The 17995-nt window shown below is 64.2% G+C and carries 19 protein-coding genes; 9 read left to right on the top strand and 10 right to left on the bottom strand.

What is annotated here, in order from left to right; all coding sequences use genetic code 11:
* Window positions 1-83: 83 nt before the first annotated feature.
* Together ACFQPB_RS14150 and ACFQPB_RS14145 are read left to right on the top strand one after the other, a co-directional pair.
* A complete protein-coding gene (locus ACFQPB_RS14150; protein ID WP_382224454.1) occupies window positions 84-1004 on the top strand; it encodes a DMT family transporter in 921 nt (306 codons plus the stop codon).
* Window positions 1001-2140: an enoyl-CoA hydratase/isomerase family protein gene (locus ACFQPB_RS14145; RefSeq protein ID WP_382224451.1), complete on the top strand. Its 1140-nt coding sequence runs from the start codon at window positions 1001-1003 to the stop codon at window positions 2138-2140. Before ACFQPB_RS14150 ends, ACFQPB_RS14145 begins: the two co-directional genes overlap by 4 nt.
* Before the next feature lie 21 nt (window positions 2141-2161).
* On the opposite strand, the gene smpB is transcribed toward ACFQPB_RS14145, so the two are convergent.
* Entirely contained in the window at window positions 2162-2647 is a 486-nt protein-coding gene (smpB, locus tag ACFQPB_RS14140) for an SsrA-binding protein SmpB (RefSeq protein ID WP_382224448.1), read from the bottom strand.
* Window positions 2648-2722: 75 nt separating this feature from the next.
* Here smpB and ACFQPB_RS14135 point away from each other — a divergent pair, with 75 nt between their 5' ends.
* Both ACFQPB_RS14135 and ACFQPB_RS14130 read left to right on the top strand, forming a co-directional pair.
* On the top strand, window positions 2723-3169 hold the full coding sequence (locus ACFQPB_RS14135) for a type II toxin-antitoxin system RatA family toxin (protein WP_382224445.1): 447 nt from the start codon (window positions 2723-2725) through the stop codon (window positions 3167-3169).
* Between the two features lie 5 nt (window positions 3170-3174).
* The gene (locus tag ACFQPB_RS14130) at window positions 3175-3507 is read left to right on the top strand and encodes an RnfH family protein (RefSeq protein WP_382224442.1); all 333 of its coding nucleotides are present in this window, start codon (window positions 3175-3177) and stop codon (window positions 3505-3507) included.
* 5 nt (window positions 3508-3512) lie between these two features.
* On the opposite strand, the gene ACFQPB_RS14125 is transcribed toward ACFQPB_RS14130, so the two are convergent.
* Window positions 3513-4043 (bottom strand): DUF4124 domain-containing protein, encoded by a 531-nt coding sequence (locus ACFQPB_RS14125; RefSeq protein ID WP_382224439.1) that lies wholly within the window; start codon window positions 4041-4043, stop codon window positions 3513-3515.
* Window positions 4044-4123: 80 nt separating this feature from the next.
* Between ACFQPB_RS14125 and guaB the strand changes: the two genes are divergently transcribed.
* The 5 genes from guaB to ACFQPB_RS14100 all read left to right on the top strand — a co-directional run bounded on the left by guaB (window position 4124) and on the right by ACFQPB_RS14100 (window position 9704).
* Window positions 4124-5593 carry an IMP dehydrogenase gene (gene guaB / locus ACFQPB_RS14120; RefSeq protein WP_382198572.1) on the top strand — a complete coding sequence of 490 codons (1470 nt, stop codon included), beginning with the start codon at window positions 4124-4126 and terminating at the stop codon, window positions 5591-5593.
* Between the two features lie 70 nt (window positions 5594-5663).
* Window positions 5664-7280: a glutamine-hydrolyzing GMP synthase gene (guaA, locus tag ACFQPB_RS14115; RefSeq protein ID WP_382224436.1), complete on the top strand. Its 1617-nt coding sequence runs from the start codon at window positions 5664-5666 to the stop codon at window positions 7278-7280.
* A gap of 300 nt (window positions 7281-7580) precedes the next feature.
* Window positions 7581-8837, top strand: coding sequence for a tyrosine-type recombinase/integrase (locus tag ACFQPB_RS14110; RefSeq protein ID WP_382224433.1), 1257 nt, complete (start codon window positions 7581-7583; stop codon window positions 8835-8837).
* Window positions 8838-8900: 63 nt separating this feature from the next.
* Window positions 8901-9176, top strand: a complete 276-nt coding sequence (locus ACFQPB_RS14105; RefSeq protein ID WP_382224430.1) for a hypothetical protein — start codon at window positions 8901-8903, stop codon at window positions 9174-9176.
* A gap of 3 nt (window positions 9177-9179) precedes the next feature.
* A complete protein-coding gene (locus ACFQPB_RS14100) occupies window positions 9180-9704 on the top strand; it encodes a helix-turn-helix transcriptional regulator (protein WP_382224427.1) in 525 nt (174 codons plus the stop codon).
* 7 nt (window positions 9705-9711) lie between these two features.
* On the opposite strand, the gene ACFQPB_RS14095 is transcribed toward ACFQPB_RS14100, so the two are convergent.
* The 8 genes from ACFQPB_RS14095 to trbE all read right to left on the bottom strand — a co-directional run bounded on the left by ACFQPB_RS14095 (window position 9712) and on the right by trbE (window position 17990).
* Entirely contained in the window at window positions 9712-10077 is a 366-nt protein-coding gene (locus tag ACFQPB_RS14095) for a helix-turn-helix transcriptional regulator (RefSeq protein WP_382224424.1), read from the bottom strand.
* Window positions 10078-10196: 119 nt separating this feature from the next.
* The gene (locus ACFQPB_RS14090; protein WP_382224421.1) at window positions 10197-10454 is read right to left on the bottom strand and encodes a DUF2274 domain-containing protein; all 258 of its coding nucleotides are present in this window, start codon (window positions 10452-10454) and stop codon (window positions 10197-10199) included.
* Window positions 10451-11713, bottom strand: a complete 1263-nt coding sequence (locus ACFQPB_RS14085; RefSeq protein ID WP_382224419.1) for a TraB/TrbI/VirB10 family type IV secretion system protein — start codon at window positions 11711-11713, stop codon at window positions 10451-10453. The genes ACFQPB_RS14090 and ACFQPB_RS14085 overlap by 4 nt, the downstream gene beginning before the upstream one ends.
* A gap of 2 nt (window positions 11714-11715) precedes the next feature.
* Entirely contained in the window at window positions 11716-12729 is a 1014-nt protein-coding gene (gene trbG, locus ACFQPB_RS14080; protein ID WP_382224416.1) for a P-type conjugative transfer protein TrbG, read from the bottom strand.
* Window positions 12726-13430, bottom strand: a complete 705-nt coding sequence (gene trbF, locus ACFQPB_RS14075; protein ID WP_382224413.1) for a conjugal transfer protein TrbF — start codon at window positions 13428-13430, stop codon at window positions 12726-12728. The genes trbG and trbF overlap by 4 nt, the downstream gene beginning before the upstream one ends.
* Window positions 13431-13441: 11 nt before the next feature.
* On the bottom strand, window positions 13442-14815 hold the full coding sequence (trbL, locus tag ACFQPB_RS14070) for a P-type conjugative transfer protein TrbL (RefSeq protein WP_382224410.1): 1374 nt from the start codon (window positions 14813-14815) through the stop codon (window positions 13442-13444).
* An 11-nt stretch (window positions 14816-14826) separates the two neighbouring features.
* Complete coding sequence (gene trbJ / locus ACFQPB_RS14065; RefSeq protein ID WP_382224407.1) at window positions 14827-15555, bottom strand: P-type conjugative transfer protein TrbJ; 729 nt, start codon at window positions 15553-15555, stop codon at window positions 14827-14829.
* Window positions 15552-17990: a conjugal transfer protein TrbE gene (trbE, locus tag ACFQPB_RS14060; RefSeq protein WP_382224404.1), complete on the bottom strand. Its 2439-nt coding sequence runs from the start codon at window positions 17988-17990 to the stop codon at window positions 15552-15554. Before trbE ends, trbJ begins: the two co-directional genes overlap by 4 nt.
* Window positions 17991-17995: the final 5 nt, after the last annotated feature.

The following is a 17995-nucleotide window of genomic DNA, read 5'->3' as shown; positions in this document are numbered from 1 at the left end:
GCGCTGCAGCCCCTTCGGGGGCTGCAGCTTCTTGGGGCCGGCTTTTTTGAGCCTGGCAGCGTTGTGAAAGGCCTGTGTTGTCGATGAAGCTGAAACATTCTCACGCCGTCTGGTTGATGGTGCTGGCGCCGCTGATGTGGTCCACGGCTGGCGTGGTCACACGTCAGCTTGAACACGCTCGCGCGTTCGAGATCACGTTCTGGCGCAGCTTTTTCACGGTTGTCTCGCTCCTGGTCATCCTGCCTTTGTGGCAGGGCAGGGGGGTGTGGGCGCGCATGTGGACCGAACGCGGCGTGCTGCTGGCCTCAGGCTTGTGCTGGGGCGTGATGTTCACCGCGTTCATGGTGGCCTTGACCCTCACCTCGGTCGCCAACGTGTTGATCACCATGGCGGCGGGCCCCTTGCTCACGGCCTTGATCTCGCGCTTCTTCATAGGACACCAACTGCCTCGCCGCACCTGGGTCGCCATTCTGGTGGCGGGTGCAGGTATCGCCTACATGTTCGGCACCCAACTCGGCGAGGGCGGCATTGTCGGCACGCTGGTGGCGTTCTGTGTCCCTGTGGCCGCCGCCATCAACTGGACGCTGGTGCAACGCAGCCAGCGCAGCGGGCATGTGGTGGACTTGGTGCCGGCGGTGCTGGTGGGCGCGGTGCTGTCCACCCTGCTGACGCTGCCGCTGGCCTGGCCCCTGTCGGCCAGCGCTCACGACATTGCGCTGCTGGCAGGCTTGGGTTTGGGCCAGCTTGCGGTACCCTGCGTGCTGGCGGTCGTCTGCGCGCGCGTGTTGAGTGCGCCGGAGGTCTCGCTGCTGGCCTTGCTCGAGGTGTTGTTCGGCATACTTCTGGCTTGGCTGGGCGCTGGTGAGGTGCCATCGCAACAAGTTCTGCTGGGCGGCGCCCTGGTCATGGGCGCGCTGGTGGCCAACGAATGGTTGGGCTGGCGCGAACGGGCTGGGCACTATCAGATTCGACAGACCGAGACCGAGTTAGGAGACAACTCATGACAAGCAACAACGCCGATGTGGTGCAAGCGCCCGACGTGCTGTCCGAGGTGGTGGGCGGGGTAGGCTTCATCACCCTGAACCGCCCGCGTGCGCTGAACGCCCTGAACTTGGGCATGGTGCGGCGCCTGACCGACATCTTGCTGGCGTGGCGAAGTGACGCGGCCGTGCACGGCGTGGCCATACGCGGCACCAACAAGGAAGGGCCGTTTGGCGGCTTTTGCGCGGGCGGCGACATCCGGTTTTTCCACCAGGCGGCGATGGCCGGCGACCCCGCGCTGGAAGACTTCTTCACCGAAGAGTACGCGCTCAACCACCTGATCTTCACCTACCCCAAACCCTACATCGCCTTCATGGATGGCATCGTCATGGGCGGTGGCATGGGCATCAGCCAGGGTGCCAGCGTGCGTTTGGTGACCGAACGCACCAAGATGGCCATGCCTGAAACCAACATCGGGCTGTTTCCCGACGTCGGCGGTGGCCACTTCTTAGGTAGTTGCCCCGGCCGCGTAGGCGAGTACCTGGCGTTGACCGGCCACGTGATCGGCGGCGCTCAGGCGGTGGCCTGGAATCTGGCCGATCTCATCGTGCCGTCGCAGCACCTGCACCAGGCCTGGGAGGCACTGGAGCATTTCCGGCCATCCTCACCTGACGAGCTGCGCCGCCTGTGGAGCCGCTGGTGTGAGCAAGCCCACTGGAACGTGCCCTCGCAGGCCCCCGAAGGCCTGCGCCCCGAGCTGGAAGCCGCGTTTGCCCTGCCCACCGTGGGCGAGATAGTGGCCTCGCTGGAAGCGGCCGGCACACAGGCCGCCACCGAGACCGCCGGCATGTTGCGCCACCGCAGCCCGCTGATGCTGCACGTGGTGTTGGAACAGCTGCGCCGCGCGCGTGGTTTGACCCTGGCCGAAGACCTGCGCATGGAGCGCGACCTGGTGCGCCATTGTTTTTTCACCGGTCACCTGGGTCGCAGCGGTGCGACCAGCGAGACGGTCGAAGGCATTCGCGCGCTGGCGGTTGACAAAGACCACGCGCCACGCTGGAACCCGTCCCGCATCGAAGACGTGACGCCCGACATGGTGACGCCGTTTTTTGACAGCCCCTGGCCGGCCCACGCGCACCCGCTGCGGCACCTGGACTGAACGACCAACGCCACAACCGCGTCAGCGGTTGTGGACCTTCATGGCGCGCTCCACCTCGCGTTTGCCTTCACGGTCCTTGATGGTGTCGCGCTTGTCGTGTTCGCCCTTGCCACGGCCCAGGCCAATGTCGCATTTGACCTTGCCGTTCTTCCAGTGCAGGTTCAGCGGGACCAGGGCGTAACCCTTTTGCTCCACTTTGCCCACCAGGCGGCTGATTTCCGCCTTGTGCAGCAGCAGCTTCTTGGTCCGTGCCGCGTCGGCGCTGACGTGGGTGGACGTGGTGCGCAACGGGTTGATCTGGCAGCCGATCAGAAACAGCTCGCCTTCGCGGATCAGCACATACCCGTCGGTCAACTGCACCTTGCCTTCGCGCAGCGCCTTCACCTCCCAGCCATGCAACACCATTCCCGCTTCGAAACGCTCCTCAATGGCGTAGTTGAAAACCGCTTTTTTGTTGTCTGCGATGCGGCTGTCGGTGGGCTTGGACTTCGAGGCGGGCTTGTTCATGTAAGCAATCTGAGGCGCTGCGGGCCGAATACAATCCCGACGCAAACCGAGATTGTATGAAAGCCTCAGGCTTCAATGAAAAGCGTCCACAAGTCGGTCCTCCTTTGGCACAGCGCACACGAGATGTTCACGCTGGTGACCGACGTGGACCATTACCCCCAGTTCCTGCCTTGGTGCGACCGCGCGTCGGTGCTTGAAACCACCGCCGATGGGGTGGTTGCACAGGTGGGTATCGCCATTGGTGGCATACGCCAGAGCTTCACCACCCGCAACACCCACGTTGAAAACCAGCGCGTGGATCTGACGCTGGTGGATGGCCCGTTTTCCCAACTCGAAGGGCACTGGCGTTTCATTCCCCTGGGCGATGGCACGCAGCGGGCCTGCAAAATCGAGTTTTCGCTGGATTACGCCTTCTCCAGCCAGGCCCTGAGCGCGTTGGTGGGCCCCGTGTTCGACAAGATCGCCGGCAGCATGGTGGACGCGTTCGTCAAACGTGCCGACCAGGTCTACGGCAGTGTGTGATGGCCATGCACATTGAACTGGTCTTCTGCCCTGGGTCGCGCGAGGTGGTGGTCCACGAGCTGGTGATGCCACTGGGCAGCCGGGTGCGCGACGCGCTGCAAGCGGCGGGCTGGCCGCAGGCTGAGGCGACCCGGGCATGGGGTGAATCGCCGGACGTGGGCGTGTGGGGCAGAAAGCAAACGTTGGACCACCTGTTGCGCGACGGCGATCGGCTGGAGATCTATCGGGGGCTGCGTGTCGACCCCAAAGTGGCACGGCGCGAGAGGTTCAACCGGCAGGGCACGCGCAGCACAGGCCTGTTTGCACGCAAACGGCCCGGCGCCAAGGCTGGCTACTGAGCCACTCAGCGGCAGTTGTCCCTGATCAAATCGTTGGCCTGACGAAGCTGGGCAGCCCTGGCGGCTTCGTCCAGGTATTCGGCTTCGCCACGGGCGTTGGTGACTGTCACCCGCACACCCGACTCGATGGTCGCCTTGTTCTTGCGCGCGTTCTCGCAATTGACCGCGCGAGCCTTGGCCGCTTTTTCCTCAGCAGCCTTCTCCTCGGCCTTGCGTTTGTCCGCTTCTGCCTTTTCGAGTTGTTGCTTGCGCTGCTCCAAGCTGGCATCGGCAGTGGGGGCAGCCGGGGCGGCCTTGGCCGGTGCCGCAGCTGCACCGGCCGCCGCTGGGGCCGGCGCCGCAGCCGGCAGGGCGGCGCCCTTGGGCCGCTGCAGGATGTCTTGATCGGGGACCGACGCGGGCGGAGGCGTGTCGCTGAAAATGCGTCTGCCCGAAGCGTCCTTCCACTGCCACTGCGCCCAGGCACCGCTTGAGATGGCACATGCCGTGACAGCCAGCAGGACGCGCAGAAGAAGAGGGGTGTGAGGGTGCTTCATGCGTGGGAGTTTATCGCCGCTGCTGCGCCGCCGCATAGCCCGGCGCCCCGCCTGTACAATACGTTTTTTGGAGCTTTCACATGCGCCTGCTCGGAAAAGCGCTCACCTTCGACGACGTTTTGTTGGTGCCCGCGTTCTCCCAAGTCCTGCCCAAGGACACATCCCTCGCCACCCAGTTCACCCGCAACATCGCCCTGAACCTGCCCCTGGTGTCCGCCGCCATGGACACGGTGACCGAGGCGCGGCTGGCCATCGCCATCGCCCAGGAAGGCGGCATTGGCATCGTTCACAAGAACCTGTCGGCCCAGGAGCAGGCGGCGCATGTGGCCAAGGTCAAGCGGTATGAGTCGGGCGTGCTGCGCGATCCGGTCGTCATCAGCCCCCAGACCACGGTGCGCCAGGTCATGAAACTGTCGGACGAACTGGGCGTGTCCGGTTTCCCCGTGGTGGATGCTGGCAAGGTGGTGGGCATCGTCACCGGGCGCGACCTGCGGTTCGAAACCCGCTACGACCTCGCCGTGAGCGAGATCATGACCCCGCGCGAGCGCCTGGTCACCATGCCCGACGGCACCACGCCGGCCGAAGCCAAGAAGCTGCTCAACAAGCACAAGCTGGAGCGCTTGCTGCTGGTCAATGACGCCTTCGAGCTCAAGGGCCTGATCACCGTCAAAGACATCACCAAGCAACTCAACTTCCCCAACGCGGCGCGCGATGCTGCAGGCCGCCTGCGCGTGGGCGCGGCAGTGGGCGTGGGCGAAGGCACCGAAGAACGCGTCGAGGCACTGGTGAAAGCCGGTGTGGACGCCATCGTCGTGGACACCGCCCACGGCCACAGCAAAGGCGTGATCGAGCGCGTGCGATGGGTCAAGCAAAACTACCCGCAGGTGGACGTGATCGGCGGCAACATCGCCACCGGCGCGGCCGCGCTGGCATTGGTGGAGGCCGGCGCTGACGGCGTGAAAGTCGGTATCGGCCCCGGCTCCATCTGCACCACGCGCATTGTGGCCGGTGTGGGCGTGCCTCAGATCACCGCCATCGACAACGTGGCCACCGCGCTGCAGGGCACGGGCGTGCCCCTGATTGGCGACGGTGGCATCCGCTACAGCGGTGACATCGCCAAGGCCATCGCAGCCGGTGCCGGCACGGTGATGATGGGCGGCATGTTCGCGGGTACCGAAGAGGCGCCGGGCGAAATCGTGTTGTTCCAGGGCCGCAGCTACAAGAGCTACCGTGGCATGGGCAGCATTGGCGCCATGCAGCAGGGCAGCGCCGACCGCTATTTCCAGGAAAGCAGCACCGGCAACCCCAATGCCGACAAGCTGGTGCCCGAAGGTATCGAAGGCCGCGTACCTTACAAGGGCTCGGTCGTCAGCATCCTGTTCCAGATGGCGGGCGGTCTGCGCGCCAGCATGGGCTACTGCGGGTGCGCCACCATCGAAGAGATGCGCAACCGGGCGGAATTTGTCGAGATCACCTCGGCCGGTATCCGCGAAAGCCACGTGCACGACGTGCAGATCACCAAAGAGGCCCCCAACTACCGGGCGGACTGATCTGAGCTGCCCCAGAGGCCGTCCCGCCGGACGGCCTTTTGCTTTCTGATTCACACAAGCCTTCACCGCCATGCAACACCAGAAAATCCTCATCCTCGATTTCGGCTCTCAGGTCACCCAGTTGATCGCACGCCGCGTGCGCGAAGCCCACGTGTACTGCGAGGTCCACCCCTGCGACGTCAGCAGCGAATGGGTGCGCGAGTTCGCCGCCGATGGCCAGCTCAAAGGCATCATCCTCTCGGGCAGCCACGCCAGCGTGTACGAGGTGGACGACAAGGCGCCCGACGCCGTGTTCAAGCTGGGCCTGCCGGTGCTGGGCATCTGCTACGGCATGCAGACCATGGCGCAGCAACTGGGCGGCAAGGTGGAGGCTGGCAAGACGCGCGAATTCGGCTACGCCGAGGTGCGCGCACGTGGCCACACCGCCTTGCTCGAGGACATCGCCGACTTCACCACGGCCGAAGGCCACGGCATGCTCAAGGTCTGGATGAGCCATGGCGACAAGGTCACCGAGATGCCGCCCGGCTTCAAGCTCATGGCCAGCACCGATGCCTGCCCCATCGCCGGCATGGCCGACGAATCGCGTGGCTACTACGCGGTGCAGTTCCACCCCGAGGTCACGCACACGGTGCAGGGCAGGGCGTTGCTGGAGCGTTTTGTGCTGGGCATTTGTGGCACACGCCCTGACTGGATCATGCGTGACCACATCGAAGAAGCGGTGGCCAAGATCCGCGAGCAGGTGGGCGATGAAGAGGTCATCCTGGGTCTGTCGGGCGGGGTCGATTCCAGCGTGGCCGCCGCACTCATCCACCGCGCCATCGGCGACCAACTCACCTGCGTGTTCGTGGACCACGGCCTGCTGCGCCTGAATGAAGGCGACATGGTGATGGACATGTTTGAGGGCAAGCTGCACGCCAAGGTCATCCGCGTGGACGCCAGCGAACTGTTCCTGGGCAAGTTGGCCGGGGTGAGCGAGCCCGAGCAAAAGCGCAAGATCATCGGCGGCCTGTTCGTGGACGTGTTCAAGGCCGAGGCCGCCAAGCTCAAGGCCGGCACGGCGGGTCACAAGGGCGCGACCTTCCTGGCCCAGGGCACGATCTACCCCGACGTCATCGAGAGTGGCGGCGCCAAGAGCAAGAAAGCCGTCACCATCAAGAGCCACCACAACGTGGGTGGCCTGCCCGAACAATTGGGCCTGAAACTGCTGGAGCCGCTGCGCGACCTGTTCAAGGACGAGGTGCGCGAGCTGGGCGTGGCCCTGGGCCTGCCGGCCGAGATGGTCTACCGCCATCCCTTCCCCGGCCCCGGCCTGGGCGTGCGCATCCTGGGTGAAGTGAAAAAGGAATACGCCGACCTGCTGCGCCGCGCCGATGCCATCTTCATTGAGGAACTGCGCAACTTCAAGGACGAAGCGACCGGCAAGACCTGGTACGACCTGACCAGCCAGGCTTTCACCGTCTTCTTGCCGGTCAAGAGCGTGGGCGTGATGGGTGACGGCCGCACCTACGACTACGTTGTGGCACTGCGCGCCGTGCAGACCAGCGACTTCATGACCGCCGACTGGGCCGAGCTGCCCTACGCGCTGCTCAAAAAGGTGTCCAGCCGGATCATCAACGAGGTGCGTGGCATCAACCGGGTGACCTACGACGTGAGCAGCAAGCCGCCGGCGACGATTGAGTGGGAGTGAAATCGGGTTCTTCGGGGACTATCGCCAACTATCGAAAAACCGCCGTAACGTATTGATTTATAAGAAAATACGTCACGGCAGCTATCGGTGGCTATCGCCGGCCAGCAAACCAGGTTGGCGGTAAAACTGACGGTAAGAACTGGAGGTCGGATTAAGACCCTCCCGTTTACTATTGAGACCAAACAGGTCTTTGACGGTAAATGTCTCCTCTGGAAAGCTTGTTTCATGCGGCTTTCCAGGCATCAGCAGGTCTCCTGACCCCTGACGGTAAAAGCCGTCAAAAACAGGAGGAAAACCTCGATGCTTACTGACACAGCACTGCGCAATCTGAAGCCTAAGTCGTTGACTTATAAGGCTTCTGACCGGGATGGGATGTACGTGACGGTATCGACCGCCGGTACCGTCACCTTCCGCTACGATTACCGTCTCAACGGCCGGCGGGAAACGCTGACCATCGGCCGCTACGGGCCAGCTGGCATATCGCTGGCCTTGGCCCGCGAAAAGCTGCTCGACGCCAAGAGGGCCGTCGCCGAGGGCAAGTCCCCGGCGCACGAGAAACAACGCGAAAAGCGCCGACTGACTGCCGCCAAGAACTTCGGCGACATGACCGTCCGATGGCTTGCCGACGCCAAAATGGCCGACAGCACGCGAGCGATGCGCAAGAGCATCGTCGACCGGGACATCCTGCCGGCGTTCAAGAACCGGCTCCTCAACGAAATCAGTGCTGACGACCTGCGCGCCTTGTGCGGCAAGGTGAAGGCGCGTGGCGCGCCCGCCACCGCCGTGCATGTCCGCGACATCGTGAAGCAGGTTTATGCCTTCGCCATCCTGCACGGCGAGAAAGTGGACAACCCAGCCGATGGCGTGGGCGCGGCTTCGATCGCGACCTTCGTGCCAAAGGACCGGGCGCTGTCACCGATGGAGATCCGCCTGATGAACCGGCAGATGGAATCGGTGGCCACGTATCCGACCATTCGCCTGGCGTTGCGCATGATTCTGTTGACGCTGGTACGAAAGAGCGAACTGATCGAGGCGACATGGGCCGAGATTGATTTCGAGAATGCGACCTGGACGATTCCGAAGTCACGGATGAAAGGTCGCAATCCGCACGTCGTTTATTTGTCGCGCCAGGCCGTGGACATCTTCGTTGCGCTCCACACTTGTGCGGCAGGATCGAAGTTCGTCCTGCCGTCGCGGTACGACGCCAACCGCTGCATGTCCAAGGCGACCCTCAACCGCGTGACCCAGATCGTGTCCGAGCGCGCCAAAGCCGCCGGTCTACCGCTGGAGCCGTTCACGGTGCACGACCTGCGCCGCACCGGCTCGACGTTGCTCAACGAGGTCGGCTTCAACGGCGACTGGATCGAGAAGTGCCTTGCCCATGAAGACGGCCGTTCCTCGCGCTCGGTCTACAACAAGGCCGAATACGCCGAGCCGCGGCGCCACATGCTGCAGGAGTGGGCCAACATGGTCGATGCCTGGGTGGAGGGAGGGAGCTACGCGCCCACGCTGCTGCCGAGCAACACGTTGGTGCCGGTCCTGAGTGCTGCGGCCTGAGTCATTTTGCGACAGGTTGTCAGTTGACAACCTGTCGATTCATCCCCATACTGGAGACCATGAATGACTCGTCCCTCTCACCCGAAGAAGGAAGTCGAAGCGGCGCTCAAGCACGCGGAAGCGCAGGGCTGGCGCGTCACGGTTGGCGGCAGTCATGCCTGGGGCAGGATCTATTGCCCTTACAACGATGATGAGTGCCGCTGTGGCGAGTTTTGCATCACCAGCGTGTGGAGCACGCCAAAGAATCCTGGCAACCATGCCAAGGCATTGCAGCGGGTCGTGGACAACTGCACGACCTATCAACGCCGAAGCGAGGCCCGCTTTCTATCCGAGGATTGACCCATGGAATACATCTTCACCTTGAAGTACCAGCTTACCGAGCACGACAATGATCCGGATGCGCTGGTCGAGCGTCTGGGCGAGGCTGGCTGTGATGATGCCTTGGTGGGTATCGGACAGCCAGGTCGCCTGGCGCTGGAGTTCACTCGCGAAGCGGAGAGCGCGCAGGTGGCAGTGCGCAGTGCGCTGGCGGACGTGAAGCGTGCCATCCCCTCGGCCAAGTTGGTGGAGGCGGTACCGGATTTCGTTGGTCTGACCGATGTGGCCGAAATAATGGGCGTGTCACGTCAGGCGATGCGCAAACTGATGCTCTCTCATGCCGCTACTTTTCCCGCGCCAGTGCATGAAGGCAGCGCCTCGATCTGGCACCTGGCCGAAGTGCTGGGTTGGTTGGAAGAGAAGGGCGGTTACGCCCTTGAGCGGAAGATGCTGGAAACCGCACGTGCGGCACTGGAGGTTAACCTGGCCAGGGAGGTCGGCCGTTTGCCTGTTGCCGCTGCGCGCGAGCTGCGGGTGTTGGTTGCGTGACCACCGGCTAACGAGCAGACGTATTGCGCACCGGCCGCCTTTTGCGTTGCCTGACATCAGGCCCTGTTGACTTGGCGGCATCGCCGGAACGAGAGGCCTGTTTACGTGCGGCAACCCAGGCTTCCACCTCTTCCAGATCCCAGACGACGCAGCGCACGGTCAGCGCGAACCGACGTGGAAATTCGCCGCGCTGTTCCATCGCGTAGATCGTTGTCTCTGCCAGAGGAACGATCTGGTGAAGTTCTTGGCGGCGGATGGTTCGGCGGAAAGGCAAAGGAAACTTCGCAGGAAACTGGGGCAGGTTGTCATAGCCATCCGTGCCGGGATGCGGTGCGCGCGCCTGCGGTTCCTTGTGTTCAGCGACGTGTTCCATGTGAGCGTGCATTGATGACTCCCGGTAGGTCTCTGTGCATACGTAGCTATGGTGACTATCGGCAGTAATTGGCACAACTCGCTGCGGCGAAGGGGGGAGGGCACCATCCAATCTACGCATCACGGTGACGTTGTATCTCGCGCTGCCCGCTTCTGTTGCATATGCGATTGAGAGCGAAACCCCCGATCGCTTTCCATGAACGCTTCGAGCATGTGCGGGATCAGCGTCACCGCATCCACGGCCTCGCCATACGTCTGTACGTGCAGCGAGGCGTAGCGGTCGAGGTCGGCCTTCAGGCTGGCCGGGCACGCGAAGGTCAGTTTGGTGGATTCAAGCTTCGGCAGCGGGCCTAGACGGAGTTTTTTCGTCGTACTCATCGCATGCTCCCACGCTGAAGAAACAAAGGCTGGTAGGGGCGCAATACAAGGTCGCGGTTGGCGACAATCCGCACTGGCAAGCCCGGTCGCGCCGTCAGCGTCGGCTGGATGTTGATGTTGCGCCGGGTCATCTCCTGGCCCACCTGGTTCACGCTGTCCTGCAAGCCATCGCGTCCGGCGATGATGATGCGGTTGCCGTCCTGCCGGTTCGCCGGCGCGGCCAGCTCGGCGCCCACGCCCAGCAGCGTGGTCAGCGCCGCGCCGGCAAGGATGCGGCCCCAGTGCCGGTCAATCTCGTCTTCCACGCCGGCATAGCCTGCCGGATCAGTGCCCACGAGGTTGTCCAGCGTTAGGGAAGACGTATCTGGCAGGATGATCCGGTTCCACACCATCTGCACGCGGCTTTGGCCGTAGCTCACCTGGCTGTTGTAGCGGCCCAGGATGCGTGATCCCTGCGGGATCAGTAGGAATTTGCCCGTTGCCGTGTCATAGACCGGCTCCGTCACCGTAGCGATCACGTCGCCCGGCAAGTCCGACTTGATGCCCGTCACCAGCGCCGCCGCGATCACCGTCCCCGCCATGACCTGGTACGGCGAGGCCGGCATCTGGAGATGGCCGGAATTGCGGGTTTCCGTAGAACCGCCTTTCAGGAAGGCTTCCTTCTGCTCCTGGCGGTTCTGCACTGTGGTCGGGGCGGCTGGCTGGGCCGCGGTCGAGGCTGGCCCGGCGGCCAGCGGGTCAAAGGCCGCCATGGCGCTGGGTGCACCGGGTGCCACTTGCGCGATAGCACCAGCGGCTTGTCCCGGCTTGCCCGAGCGGAAGAACACCGACGAAGCCGCCGCCGCTTCCGCCTCCTTGCGCAAGGCATCCTCGGGATCATGGCCCGGCGGCGCATAGGTGGGCGCCATCGGCTGCTGCGAGGCCACGATGGCCGGGCCAAGGTCGCCCGGCAGCGGTGGCCCCAACTCCGGCACCTTCGGCAGCTTGGAGTAGTCCGAAGGCAAGCCGTCCAGCCCCTCGGACTTCGACACGCGATCGACGTTGTAAAGCTCTGTCTGGTCGTTGGCACCACGCCGGTGCGGTTGCAGCGACCAGATCGTGGCCCCAAGCACGGCGACGGACAGGCCGCCAGTGAGGATGGCCAACGTGCGCCGGTTCAGGCGCGTGACCGGGCGCGGCTGCGCGCGCAGCGCCACCGCCTCGGGCGCAACCTTGCCAGTCTGCGGCGTGGCGAGGTCGGGAGTGTCATCCTGGCTCATGCTCAGTTCCTCCCGACCTTGCCCACGGCCCCATCGGTGCGCTCGATCCGCACCACGTCACCCTTGTCACCCCCCAGGCGCAGCTCTGCGGCGCCGAACAGGCGATCCACGATGTAATACGGCGGGCGGAAGCGGTAGTTCACCAACTGCCCATCACCCTGCGCGCCGATCACAAAAAGCGGCGGCAGCTCGCCTTGGGCGATGCCGGGCGGGAACTGGATATAAACCTTCTCGCCGTCATCGAAGGCGCGCAGAGGCTTCCACGGCGGATTGCTGCCGCTGAGCGCGTAGCGGAAGCGGATCTTCTCCAGCGACAGGCCGCTATCGACCGGCGCGGCGGCGCTGGCCGCCTGCGCCTGGCGCTGCAAGGCCAGCATCTTGTCTCTCGGGTACTCCCAGGACACCGACGCCATCCACGTCTTCTCGGTCGAAGTCAGCTCCAGCAGGTAGGTGCGGCGGCTGGTGGTGACGACCAGGTTGGTTTTCAGGCCCGAGCGGATCGGCTTGACCATCACATTCACCCGCAAGTCCGCGCCGGAACCGCTGGACGTATCGCCAACGATCCAGCGCACCGTATCGCCCGCAGCCACCGTCACCAGTTCCTCACCCGGCTGCAACGCAACGACCGTCACGCGGCCCACAGCCGCATAGACCTGGTACAGCGCGCCATCGGTAAAGGGCCAGACCTGGATCGCATTCACGTAGCCTTCGCGCGTAGGCGCGATGCGCGCCTCGGCATTGGCACGCGATACGCGCACCTTCTCGTCCGCAGGCTCTTGCGCAAGTTTGGTATCCCCCGTGCCCGGCAATGGCATCAGTTGTCCCGGCAAGGCCAACGGCTCGGGTACGCTGACCACCTCCATCGGTTTCGGTGCTTCGGCCAGCGCTTGCGCTTGCACCGGTTCATCGAGCGAGATGGACGGTGGCGGCTTGCCCTGCGTGGCGCAGCCCGTGAACAGGACGGTGGATGCCAGCAGAATCACCGGCAAAGCGGGCTTACGGAAATGTGCATTCATGGTTTTGCTCCTTCGTTCGCTTCCAATTCGCGGCTCCACGACAAGCCATTGACGTAAATGCCCAAGGGGTTCTTGCGCACACGCTGCTCGGTGCGTGGGGTTTGCAGCACGGTGGACACCACCGCGTTCCAGCGCTCGGTGCGGTCCAATGCCCCGTTGACGAAACGTGTCTCCGTCCAGCGCACGTTGAAAGACTGGTCACTGGCACGAGTGACACTGCTGATCTGCACCGTCACCGATTCCTTGCCGATGCGCGAGAACGGATCGTTCATCCGCGCGTACTCGTTGAGCACCACGGCCCCCTTGTCGGTGGTGTAGTCGTAGGCATCCAGCCAGTTTTGCCGCACGACGATGGGGTCGATGGACAGTGCGCGCACCAGACCGATGAAGCGACCCAAGTGGTAAGCCACCTGCGCATCGCTGGGCTGGTACGGCGTGGCGGCTTCGCCGACAGCACGCACTTGGCCCGCGTTGTCCACCTCGATGACATAGGGCGTCACGATGGACTGCGCCGAGCGCCACACCAGGCCACCGGCCATCAGCACCGCCAGTGTGAGGCAACCAAAGGCCATGAAGCGCCAGTTCTTCGCCTGCACGCGGGCCGAGCCAATGCGCTCGTCCCACACCTGTGCGGCGGATTGGTACGGGGTGGCAGGCTGCGGCGTGTCGGCGTAGCGCACCTGGGGTCGTTTGAATCGCATGGGAGTTCTCCTTATGAATCGGAATCACGAAGGCTTGGGCCTTGGCTGGAACTGCCACCATCGCCACCGCGCAGCGTGTGGGCGGCAGTGGTCGCGGCATGGCTGAGTTGCTGGCGGCGATGCAGGCGCTTGGCCCATGCGGGTTGTTCGGTGGGGGGTGATGAAGCGGTGGCATCGGCTGCGCCACCCGATGCGGCCTCAGCCGCTCCCGCTCCAGAGCTGGGACTACCGTCTTCCCGGAACGCGGCTGCGGCGCGTTTTGTCATCGAGCGTGCGCCATCGGCCACCTTCTGCCCGGCCGCCTGCGCGCCGGTCTTGGCGACGTTGCCCACGCCAGCGGCAGCACCCTTGAGGCCACCACCGGCCGCAGCGGAGCCCGCTTGGTATGCCGACTTGGCGCTGCTGCCGGTCGATGCCACCGAGCGAGCGCCGCTCGCCGCGACCTTGGCGGCGGCAGGTGCCATGCGGGCTCCGGCGGCTACCGCGCTGCCCACGCCAGAAGCCGCAGCGCCGACCGCGACAGCGGCTCCGGCCGCGCCGATGGCAGCCCCAGCCATCGCACCCGCGCCGAGCTGCGGTCCACCCGATACCAATCCGGTCGCAATACCTGGCCCGAAGATGCCCAGCGCGAGCATGGACAGCGACGCCAGCATGATGACCAACGCCTGGTCGATGGAGGGCTCGGCTCCGGCCGGAATGGTGAACTGAGAGAACAAGCCTGAGCCGATGCCCACGATGACGGCAAGCACCAGCACCTTGATGCCCGAGGACACCACATTGCCCAAGACCTTCTCGGCCAGGAAGGCCGTCTTGTTCCAAAGAGCGAACGGCACCAGTACAAAACCGGCGAGCGTGGTCAGCTTGAACTCGATCAGTGTCACAAAGAGCTGCACCGCCAGCACGAAGAAACTGATGATGACCACCATCCAGGCCAGGAACAGCACGGCGATGAGGGCAATGTTGATGAACACTTCCGGGAAGCCTGCCATCTCCTTGATCTGGCCGAGAATGGGCGCGGCTGCATCGATGCCAACCTTGGCCAACCGTCCCGGCTGCAGGAAGTTGCCCATGCTCAAGGTCGAACCGCTGGCCGTCAGGCCCAGCCCGGCAAAGGAGCGGAAAACGATGCCCGAGAGCATGTTGAAGTTGCCGATGATGTAGGCGAAGGCGCCCACGTACAGCACCTTGCGGATCAGCTTGGCAATCACGTCCTCGCCTTGGCCGCCGGCATGGCTCATCGCCCAGAACAGCCCAGCGAGCGTCATGTCAATGACGATCAGCGTGGCGGTCAGGAAGGCGACCTCGCCCTGCAGCAGCCCGAATCCCGAATCGATGTAGCGTGAGAACGTGTCAAGGAAGCGGTCAATGACCGAAACGTCGTTCATAGCCGTACCCGTCAGTTGCCATAGAAATTGATGGGGTGCGGCGTGTACGGCGTGCCCGTACCCAGGAAACGCCGCGTCACCTCGCGGCCGCGCTCGACGGCGGCGGCCTGCCGTGCCAGCTCCAGCGAGGCCGCCCGGTCCTGTGTGATCTGCAGTCGCTGGGTCTGGATGGACTGCTTGGCCTGCAAGGCCAAGAGTTGATTCATGGCCTGCATGGCCTGCAGCGCGCCCTCAGCCGACTGGCTCTTACCCACGAGGTCGGCCAGCACACCCTCGTCATCGCTCAGGTTCTGCGAGGCCTGGGCCTGCATTTGCATGGTGGTCTGCAGGCCATTGAGCGTGTTCTTCCAGCGCTCCTGCGTATCGCGGTACATCTGGTCGCCGCTCACCGTGGCCGCGTATTGCTCGGGATACAGGCGCCGGAACATCTGGTCCATGTTCGCCACGTCATAGGCCATGCCTTTGGCCTGGGCGATCAGCCGCTGAGTCAGTGCCAGATTGCTGCGCAGCCGGCTCACCACGTTGAACGGCAGGCTGGCAAGGTTTCGCGCCTGGTTCGTCAACATCCGCGCCTCGTTCTGGAGCTGCTGGATCTGGTTGTTGATCTGCTCCAACGTGCGAATGGCCGTCAGCGTGTTCTGCACGAGGTTGGTGGGATCAATCACGACCCTTTGCGCATGGACAGTGGTCGCAGCGCAAAGCATGGTCGCGACGACAGCGGTGATAAGACGCTTTTTCATGATGGGTTCTCCTGTGGGTGGGGGGACGGAAACGAAGACAGCAGGTCGGCGGCCCAGTGCAAGCCGCGATGGCGCAGCCAGAGGGCTGCGAATGGGAAGGAAGAGGAAGTGGCCGCAGCGAGTACCGTGTCCATGTCCCGCTGGTCCTGCGGTATGGAAGCGCCCACGAAGGCCAGCATCGCCGGCCCCAGGTCGAGGTCGAACAGGCGGTTGCCGAGACGGGATTGGTAGTAGTAGTCCCGCTTGGGCTGCGCGGTGGCGACGATCTCGATCTGGCGAGAGTTCAGCCCGAAGCCATCGTAGATCGTGCGAATCTGCGGTTCGGTCGCCTGCGGGTTGGGCAGGAAAATGCGGCTCGCGCAGCTTTCGATGATGGCCGGTGCGATGCTCGAATCCTTGATGTCCGCCAGGCTCTGCGTAGCGAAGATGACGCTCACGTTCTTCTTGCGCAACGTCTTCAGCCACTGCCGGATGCGTGCAGCAAACACCGGGTCGTCGAGGAACAGCCAGGCTTCATCGAGGATCAGCAGCGTGGGCGCACCGTCGAAACGCTCATCGAACCGGGCAAAGAGGTAATGCAGCACGGCCATGACGGCGGCCTTACTGTGCATCAGCTCCTCCATCTCGAAGCACTGCACGGAGCCGGAACCCAGGCGATCCAAATCCGCGTCCAGCAGCTTGCCGTGGGCACCACCCAGCACATAGGGCGCAAGCGCCTGGCGCAGCGCGTTCGATTGCAGCAGCACGGACAGGCCGGTCATCGTGCGCTGCTCCACGGGCGCACCAGCAAGACTGCCGAGCGCCGACCAGATGGCTGCTTTCACGTCGGGGCTGACTGCCACGCCTTCGTGTAGCAAGCGGCCTTCGATCCACTCGGCCGCCCAGGTGCGGTAGCTCTCGCGGTCGATGCGCGCGAGCGGCTGGAAAGCGATCTCGCCATCCATCCCGAGGTCGTAGTGCTCACCGCCCAGTCCCAGGATGGTGGCGCGCATCGAGCGCCCCATGTCGAAAGCGAAGATGCGCGAACCGCGGTAGCGGCGGAACTGCATCGCCAAGGTGGCGAGCAACACCGACTTGCCCATGCCCGTGGGGCCAGCCACCAGCGTGTGGCCCACATCGCCAATGTGCGTGACCAGCCGGAACGGCGTCGCGCCCTCGGTGCGGGTCACGATCAGCGGTGGGCCATCAAGATGCGCGTTCTTTTCCGGCCCGGCCCATACGGCGGACACCGGCATCAGGTGCGCCAGGTTCAGCGTCGAGACGATGGGCTGGCGCACGTTCGCATACGCATGACCGGGAATAGAGGACAGCCACGCATCCACGGCGTTGAGCGTTTCTGGGATGGTGACGAAGCCCCGACCCTGGATGACGCGCTCCACCATGCGCAGCTTCTCGTCGGCCTTCGCTGGGTCAGCATCAAGCACCATCACCGTGGCGGTGACATAGCCAAAGGCCACCTGGTCGCTGCCCAGCTCCTGCAACGCTGCATCGGCATCGGCCGATTTGTTGCTGGCGTCGGTATCGACCAGCGGGCTTTCCTGCTGGAAGATCGTCTCGCGCAGCAGCGCAATGACGTTCTTGCGCTTGGCGAACCACTGGCGGCGCAGGCGGGCGAGTTCTTTTTCCGCCTCGGCTTTGTCTAGGCAGAGAAAGCGCGTACTCCAGCGATACGCAAAGCCGAGGCGGTTGAGGTCGTCCAGAATCCCCGGCCAGGTCGAGGTCGGAAAACCTCGCACCGTCGTCACGCGCAGGTGCTGGTCGCCCAGCATCGGAGCCAGCCCACCAATGAACGCGGAATCGGCCAGTAGCGCATCAAGGTGGAATGGCACTTCCGGAACGGCCACGCGGTAGCGCCGTGTTGAAATGGTCGAATGCAGGTAGGTCAGCGTCTGGCTGTCATCCAGCCACGCGATCTCCGGCATCACGCCATCGAGCAGATCGAAGACGCGATCCGTTTCTGCTTGAAATGCCGTCAGGCGCTCGCGCCAGTCCACGCCCTCGGTGGGCCGGTTCTCGTACAGCATCCCCGCCGCGCGGGCGCGTGATTCTTCCGGAGGGAGGTACACCAGCGTCAGGTGATAGCCGCTCTCGAAGTGGTTGCCCGAGTCCTCGAAGGTGGCTCGGCGTTCCTCGTCCACCAGCCAGGACAGTGGCTCGGGGAAGTCCGAGTGTGGATAGTTGGCGGCGGGCCGGCGTTCGGCTTCGATGAACAGTGCCCAGCCCGATCCCAAGCGGCGCAGTGCGTTGTTCAAGCGCGCCGATGTGGCGATCAGCTCGCCCTGCGTCGCGCTGTCGAGGTCCGGCCCCCGAAACCGGGCTGTGCGCTGGAAACTGCCGTCCTTGTTCAAGACGACGCCCGGCGCCACCAGGCCGGCCCAAGGGAGCCAGTCGGCGAGCAGTGCGGGCCGCTGACGGTACTCGGCGAGGTTCAGCATGGCAT

The sequence above is a fragment of the Hydrogenophaga atypica genome, from assembly GCF_042665215.1.
Taxonomy (GTDB): Bacteria; Pseudomonadota; Gammaproteobacteria; order Burkholderiales; family Burkholderiaceae_C; genus Hydrogenophaga; species Hydrogenophaga defluvii_A.
The sequence above is the reverse complement of the archived record's forward strand: the minus strand, read 5'-3'. Positions and strand labels throughout refer to the sequence as shown.